Origin of the sequence: Synechococcus sp. R8-2 (genome assembly GCF_047461715.1) — a bacterium.
Classification (GTDB): domain Bacteria; phylum Cyanobacteriota; class Cyanobacteriia; order Thermostichales; family Thermostichaceae; genus Thermostichus.
The window spans coordinates 1-3,842 of record NZ_JANSHQ010000638.1; the positions used below are offsets into that span (position 1 = coordinate 1).

3 protein-coding genes and 1 riboswitch are annotated in these 3,842 nt (G+C 56.7%); all 3 genes read left to right on the forward strand.

What is annotated here, in order from left to right:
- Positions 1-474 (forward strand): 16S rRNA (cytosine(1402)-N(4))-methyltransferase RsmH (gene rsmH / locus NW819_RS13385; RefSeq protein WP_414414044.1); only part of this gene is annotated, 474 nt, incomplete at its 5' end.
- Between the two features lie 176 nt (positions 475-650).
- Complete coding sequence (locus NW819_RS13390; RefSeq protein ID WP_414414045.1) at positions 651-1,175, forward strand: hypothetical protein; 525 nt, start codon at positions 651-653, stop codon at positions 1,173-1,175.
- A 358-nt stretch (positions 1,176-1,533) separates the two neighbouring features.
- Positions 1,534-1,686, forward strand: a riboswitch (cobalamin riboswitch).
- Between the two features lie 37 nt (positions 1,687-1,723).
- Positions 1,724-3,694: a TonB-dependent receptor plug domain-containing protein gene (locus NW819_RS13395; protein ID WP_414414046.1), complete on the forward strand. Its 1,971-nt coding sequence runs from the start codon at positions 1,724-1,726 to the stop codon at positions 3,692-3,694.
- Positions 3,695-3,842 lie beyond the last annotated feature (148 nt).

Below are 3,842 nucleotides of genomic sequence, written 5' to 3' on the forward strand. Positions count from 1 at the left end.
GCCGATTGGGTTAATCATCGCCCGGTCGAAGAGTTGATCGAGATTTTCACCCGTTACGGCGAAGAGCGATTTGCCCGCCGCATCGCCCATCACATCGAGCAGGCTCGTCCCCTCGCCACAACCACTCAGTTGGCCCAGGTGGTTTGGCAGGCAGTACCTCCGGCAGCTCGGCGAGGCCGCATCCACCCGGCCACCCGCGTCTTTCAGGCGTTGCGCATTGCCGTGAACCGAGAACTGGAGGCTTTAGAAACCTTGCTGGCCCAAGCCCCCACTTGGTTGAAACCCGGCGGCAGGTTGGCCGTAATCAGCTTCCATAGCCTTGAAGATCGCCTGGTGAAATGGGCCTTTCGCAGGGATCCCCGTTGGCAGGTGCTCACCCCCAAGCCCTTGTCCCCTTCCGAACTGGAACGGCAACGCAATCCACGGGCCCGCTCTGCCAAACTGCGAGTGGCTGCCCGCAGCAGTCAGATGTAGGTTTAGGTTGGTTCTCCCGCTCTCAAGAGATCGGCTACCGTGAAGCGGACAGCTGTCCTGCTGAGGCCGGGAATCGGGAGAAGGGGGTTGCTGTTGGGGGGCGCGGGGAACTAGGGTGAAGCGGAACCGGCAGTCCTGCACCGTCGGATCCCTTGGTGTGTGTGAGGTTAAGCCCTATGGTTAGCCAGCCTTTGAACGCAGGTCTTGATCGTCCCAAGAGCCCTCGTCGCCACAGACAGCCTTCTGCTCTGAGCCGACCCCTCTCCGGTACAGTTCAAGCCAGCCGCACCCAACCTTTGGATTTGAAGTTGAAATCAGCCCATCCTCGCAGCCAGCATCTTGCTTGGGCAGAACACCTAGCCTGGTGGAAGCAAATCTCCACAGGGATGGCTATCCTCTCCGGCGTTTCAGTGTTGAGCCTTTACAGTTGGACTGTGCATACCCAAAGCCGGTGGAGCCAGCGTTACCAGGTGTGGCAGCAGATGCAGCGCAACGAACGACAGTTTCTGCTGACTCAAGAATCCATTGCCAATTCTCTCCGGGAAATTGCCGACCGCTCCGAAATGGTGCCGCTGGTACCGGATCGGATGATCGAGGTGCCGATTGCCTCTCCCAGCCAAGTTGAGCCGGATCCAGCCCACCAGGCAACGGCTTTGCCAGAAATCGAAAAAGCCCCTCTTTTCTATCCGGTTGGGTACTAGTCCAATGAATCCCGTGGACAGCAGCCAAGCCACTGCTCCCCTCTTACTCTCCCAAAGGCTGTGGATTTTGCAAGATCTCAGCGTATCTCTATCCTCCCTATTCTTCAAATTCTTCAAAAGTCAAGGGATCCTTGGGCCTCAGGATCTGGAATAGTAGTGGGCTACTCTTTAACTGCTTACAAAGCAAAGAAGAAGTCTGGCCCAGGTTTTCTAAGTTGGTGGGATGTGGCCCATCCGAAGCCCTGGGATTGCCGTTGGGATCCCGTTCACCCCTGGGGATGACATCCCCCCTGGCAGGATAGGAACTCCAGAGCAGGGGATGTATGATGCCTAGCACGGCTTTTTCGGAGCAATCGCAGAGAAAGCTGTACCGACAGGTTGTCCTGGGGATCAGCCAGGGCATGTAAAGGGGAAAGTCCGGTGCAAATCCGGCGCTGTGCCGCAACTGTGATGGGCTTAGGCTAGACCTATGCCCTCAGTCAGGATGCCCGCCTGCGGTTTTGGCTCGCATTTCTTCCGCGTCGCACGGAATCAGGAGCTTTAGGAAAATGAATCCCATTCTAGGTCTCAGCCTGGCGCTGGGGGGCTTTGTTTTGGGGATCCCAGCGTGGGCGCAGCCGGCGGCCTCTTCACCTTCAGCTCAAGAGGTGTTGGAAACCGGCGTTAGCGCCGAGATTTTAAATCAACCCGTCACCACGCCTTTTCGTCGCCCCGGCTTGCTGCGGGATTCTTCCCGCCCGGTTTACGTCATTACCCGCCAGCAAATTCGAGAGCAAGGGGCAAGAACGGTTCAGGAGGCCCTGCGCTACCTGCCCGGGATCCTCAGCGACGGCACGGCAGGAACTCAGTTGGGAGCCCTTAGCTCCCAGTTTATGCGGGGAGGACGAACGGCCCAGGTTTTGGTGCTGTTGGATGGCCGCCCCATTAACGACCTGGGCTTTTTTGGCGGGTTCGATCTGTCTCAGATCACTACAGATGTGGTCGAGCGTATTGAGATCTCTCCAGGTGGGGGCTCCACCTTATACGGCTCCGATGCCGTTGGCGGGGTCATCAACATCGTGACGCTGGATCCAAAGCCGGGATCCGAGACCGTGCTGGAAGCGGCTATCGGCAGCTACGGCCTCAACGAGCAAGGGATCCAAAACCGCGGCCAAGCGCAGGATCTGGGCTGGGTGGTCAGCTATCGCCGTCTGCAGAGCAACAACGACTTTCCCTTTGAAATTAGGCGTTTGGGCAAAGCCGGCAGGCGGGAGAACTCGGCGGTGGAGTACCACAACCTACAAGCCAAGCTCACCTGGCAACTGGCAGAAGGCCAGGTCCTAACAGGAAATGCCCTTTATCTCAACAAAGCGTTTCAGGTGCCTGGCAGCACCGAGTTTCCCTCCCCCGATGCAGTGCAAAACACCAACGACCTGCTGTTAGATCTCAGTTGGCTGTGGGATCAAGAGAGGGGATCCCTGCAAGCTAGGGTATTTTTTGACGACCTCAACTATCGCTTCAGCGCCCCACAAAGCCAGGGATCCCGGGATGAGATCCTGCGAACGGGGTGGGGATCCCAACTGCAATACACCTGGAAGGCTGCTGAAAACCTGGAGCTTACTCTAGGAGCAGACTACCGATCCATTTCAGCTCGCAACACCACCTTCTCCTTTGCCAGGGGATCCACCAACGTCAACTACGACAATACCGTGAACCAAGGGGCCCTCTTCGCCCGCCTGGATTACAAGCCACAGCCCAACTTTTATCTCAACTTAGGCGTTCGCCAAGATTCGAGCAATTGGGTCAACGGTTCGGCCACCTCTCCTGCCGCAGGGATCCGCTGGGTTTTGGCAGAAGGCACCACCCTGAGGGCCAATTATGCCGGCAGCTTTCGCACCCCCTTGATCTCAAACTTATTCTTTCGTTTGCGGGGCTTTTTTGAGGTAGATGGGAACCCCAATTTGCGACCGGAGCGGGGAGAGAGTTTTGACATTGGCCTGGATCAGGCTCTGGGAGATTTTGGCCTACTGCGCTTGACCTTTGCCCATAACCGCATCCGCGATGGCATCACCTTTGTCAGCACCGGCCCGCGCAGGGGAACCTACGAAAACATTGAGCTCGTGGAATACACAGGCATAGAAGCAGCCCTGGATTTGCGGCTGGGGGAAAACTGGACTCTTTTTGCCAACTACACCCTGAACGATCCCATCATCCGCTCGGCGCTGGATCCCAAAGAGGTTGGCAAACAGCTAGCCTTCGTGGGAGCAGACAGCTTCAACCTGGGCCTGAGCTACCGCGATGCAGAGGATCGGTATGCCTCAGTTTTCCTGCATCACATTGGCACTTTCTTTACCAACAACGCCAATACCCAATCTCTGCCCGGCTACACCAACCTGGCTCTGCGGGGAGGGATCCCAGTAGCAGAAAATCTCGCTCTAGAAGTGGGGGTTGATAACCTGCTGGATGAGCAATATGAGGTTTTCCCCGGCTACCCAGGAGTGGGTCGCACCGTTCGGCTCAATCTGAGAGGCCAATTTTAAAGGCTTAGCCATTTCGCTCACTGCTTGACCACTCGCTTAGATATTGAGATCATTTCCCCTTCTTCATCGCGCCCTTTACAGTCAAGTCTGGATTGCAAGTTATGCCGGTATCAAGCAGCTCTGTGTCTCAATCAACTTCCCAGTTGCC

Bases quoted from the DNA above. Each gene is read 5' to 3' on its own strand.
- NW819_RS13390 (WP_414414045.1), top strand. From the start codon at position 651: ATGGTTAGCCAGCCTTTGAACGCAGGTCTTGATCGTCCCAAGAGCCCT.
- NW819_RS13395 (WP_414414046.1), top strand. From the start codon at position 1,724: ATGAATCCCATTCTAGGTCTCAGCCTGGCGCTGGGGGGCTTTGTTTTG.